The 3,404-nt window shown below is 63.9% G+C and carries 3 protein-coding genes; 2 read left to right on the forward strand and 1 reads right to left on the reverse strand.

What is annotated here, in order from left to right:
* Positions 1-243 precede the first annotated feature (243 nt).
* Positions 244-1,422 carry a UDP-N-acetyl glucosamine 2-epimerase gene (locus ACY69P_RS15335; protein ID WP_462328101.1) on the reverse strand — a complete coding sequence of 393 codons (1,179 nt, stop codon included), beginning with the start codon at positions 1,420-1,422 and terminating at the stop codon, positions 244-246.
* Positions 1,423-1,631: 209 nt separating this feature from the next.
* Between ACY69P_RS15335 and ACY69P_RS15340 the strand changes: the two genes are divergently transcribed.
* Complete coding sequence (locus ACY69P_RS15340) at positions 1,632-1,853, forward strand: NifU family protein (RefSeq protein ID WP_404845739.1); 222 nt, start codon at positions 1,632-1,634, stop codon at positions 1,851-1,853.
* A 131-nt stretch (positions 1,854-1,984) separates the two neighbouring features.
* A complete protein-coding gene (gene gltX / locus ACY69P_RS15345; RefSeq protein ID WP_462328102.1) occupies positions 1,985-3,376 on the forward strand; it encodes a glutamate--tRNA ligase in 1,392 nt (463 codons plus the stop codon).
* The last annotated feature ends 28 nt before the right edge of the window (positions 3,377-3,404 follow it).

Raw genomic sequence — 3,404 nt, forward strand, 5'->3', positions numbered from 1 at the left:
TCCCGGGCCGAGAGTCCTGCGTCATATCGTCCTCCGGCGGAAGAGGCCTCCGCCCATGGGCCGCCCCAAGCGGAGCGGGTCCAGATTGATTGTATGATGACGGAAAAGCCGCGCGCTGAAAAGGCGCAGGCGGTCACACCCCGTCCGGCCATTCTTGCGCAAGCGGCGCAGACAACTGTCCGCGCCGCGAAAAAGCACCGTGGGACGGGGCAACGCGGGCAATCCGCGCGCCGCCGCAAGCGCTTATCCCGTTTGGGATGCCTGCTTTTCCAAAAATTGACGTACCACAGCGGCCACGGCTTCGCCAGCCTTGCCGGTGCCGAAGACGCCGCCCGATGGCTCAATGACGGCATCGCGCACGGCCTCGTAGGCTTCGGGGATGGTGTCGGGGTCGGCCCCGGCCACCACATTGGCCCCGCAATCCACCAGCTCGGTCCATTCGGTTTCATCGCGCAGGGTTACGCAGGGCTTGCCAAAGAAGTAGGCCTCCTTTTGCAGGCCGCCGGAATCCGTGCACACCGCGCGGGCATTCTTCACCAGCTGGAGCATATCCATGTAGCCCTGCGGCTCAATAACGGTCATGCCAGCCATTGGGATGGGCCAGCGCCCGGTAATGGCGGAATTGATGGCATTGCCCGTGCGCGGATGCAGGGGCAGCACCACAGGCACCCGGCGCGCAATCTCCGCAAGGCCGCGGAAGATAAAGGACAGCCTGCGGCCAACGCCGGTATTCTCGGCCCTATGAACCGTTGCCAGCACATATTCGCCCGGCTTCAGGGCCAGCCTGTCCAGCGTAGGGCCCTGCTCCTCGGCCTGTGCGCCGTAGCGGGTCGCCGCGTCAAACATCACGTCGCCAACGTTCACCACCAGCGGTGCGCCGCCATCAAGGGGCAGGTCCGCCACATCGCCTGCCTGCACCAGCGCGCCGTCCGCCGCCACATTGTCCTTACCCTCGCGGCGCAGGTTCGCCACGGCGGTGGGCGTGGTGGCAAAGAGGACATCGGCCAGATGATCCGTGAGCACGCGGTTGTGCTCCTCGGGCATGGCGCGGTTAAAGGAGCGCAGTCCCGCCTCCACATGCATGACGGGAATGCCCAGCTTGGCTGCGGCAAGGGCCCCGGCAAGGGTGGAATTCGTATCGCCCGGCACAATGACGGCGTCCGGACGCTGGTCCATCAGGTCCGCCTCAATGCCCGCCAGCATGGCGGCAGTCTGCTCGCCATGGCTTCCGGAGCCTGCGCCAAGGTTCACCTGCGGCTCGGACAGGCCCAGTTCCTTAAAAAATATGGACGACATCAGGTCATCGTAGTGCTGGCCGGTGTGCAGAAGCCGGACCTCGATTCCGGCGGCCACAAGGGCGCGCTCCAAAACGGCGGCCTTGACGAACTGGGGACGGGCTCCGACCACAAGGGTGACACGCATGGGCTAAAACTCCATAAAGAGCGGTGGTTGGCGGTTATCATGCAGCCCGGCACGCCGGGCCGGGCACGTGTATAATGGATGCACGGGCCTACGGTTTCGCGTACAGTCTTGTCAAGAACACGCCCGGTCCATCGTGGGCTGGGAAATTGACAAGCGCGGGGCGTTGGCGCTACACGCCCAAGGCAAACCACCGCGCAAGGAGGATTGCCATGCGGGAAAAGATTGAAGCGGCGCTGGAACAAGTCCGGCCTGCACTCCAAGCCGACGGCGGCGACGTGGAACTCGTCGAAGTCACCGACGACGGCATCGTCAAGGTCCGCCTTCAGGGCGCCTGCAAGGGCTGTCCCATGTCCCAGATGACCCTCAAGCACGGCATCGAACGGTTCATCCTTAAGGAAGTCCCCGAAATCAAGGGCGTTGAGGCTGTTTAACAGGCCCGTCCCATTCGCCGTTCCCGCCCCGCGCCGCCTCCGTGACGGCTGCGGGGCATTTGTCGTATAGCATTATTTCTCACGGCGCTCCACGGACGCCGCCCAATATATTCGCATTTCAGGAGAAACCAATGAGCGCAATGGTTACACGCTTTCCCCCGAGTCCTACGGGATTTCTGCACATTGGCGGCGCCCGTACCGCCCTGTTCAACTGGCTGCTCGCCCGCGCCAACGGCGGGCACTTTGTCCTGCGCATCGAGGATACCGACAAGGCCCGCTCCACCGAGGAGATGACCCAGGCCATCCTCGACGGCATGACGTGGCTCGGTCTGGATTGGGACGAAGGCCCCTACTTCCAGAGCCAGCGCACGGAGCGCTACAACGAGGCCATTGAACAGCTCATCGCCTCTGGCCGCGCCTACTACTGCGAGTGCTCCACCGAAGAGGTGGACGCCATGCGCGAGAAGGCCCGTCAGGAAGGCCGCAAGCCCAAGTACGACGGCACATGCCGCGCCAAGAACCTTGCCCCCGGCGAAGGCCGCGTGGTGCGCTTCAAGGCGCCCACCGGCACCTGCGCGTGGAAGGATATGGTCAAGGGCGACATGGCTATGGAGTACGAGGAAATGGTGGACGACTTCATCATCCGCCGCGCCGACGGCTCCCCCATGTACAACCTTGCCGTGGTCGTTGACGACGCCGACATGGGCATGACCCACATCCTGCGCGGCGAGGACCACCTGTCCAACACGCCCAAGCAGATTGCCCTGTACGAGGCGCTGGGCTTCACCGTGCCGCGCTTCGGCCACGTGCCCATGATCTTCGGCAACGATAAGAAGAAGCTCTCCAAGCGCCACGGCGCCATGAGCGTCATGGAATACGAAAAAATGGGCTTTCTGCCCGAGGCCGTGCGCAACTATCTGGTGCGCCTCGGCTGGGGCCACGGCGACGACGAATTCTTCACCATGGACGAACTGCTCAAGGTCTTCTCCACCGACGGCCTGAACAGCTCCCCCGCCATGTTCGACGTGAAGAAGCTGGAAAGCGTCAACGCCCACTACATCAAGGAAGCCGGCGTCGAGCGTCTGGTGGGCCTTCTGGACCGCCACCTCAAGGACCTCGGCATCACGGCAAGCCACGACACGCTGGCCCAAATCGTTCCCCTGTACCAGCCGCGCGCCGTCACCATGGCCGACATGGCCGAGCAGTGCGCCTTCTTCCTCGTGGATGACGACACGCTGGAGTACGACGAAAAGGCCGTGAAAAAGCACTTGAAGCCCGCCGCGCGCGAGCTGCTGGCCGAAGTCCGCGCCATGCTGGCCGACCTGCCCGAATTCACCGAAGAGGCTCTCGACGCCGCCCTGAATGGCTTCGTGGAGCAGAAGGAAATCAAGTTCGGCAAAATCGCCCAACCCATCCGCGTGGCCGTCACCGGCCGCACCTTCAGCCCGGGCCTGCACGAAACCCTCTTCGTGCTTGGCAAGGACAAGACGCTGGCCCGCATGGACCGCGCCCTGGCCCTGTAGCCACTCCCCCGGCTTTCAGCACACAAAA

The organism is Desulfobaculum sp. (assembly GCF_054921475.1).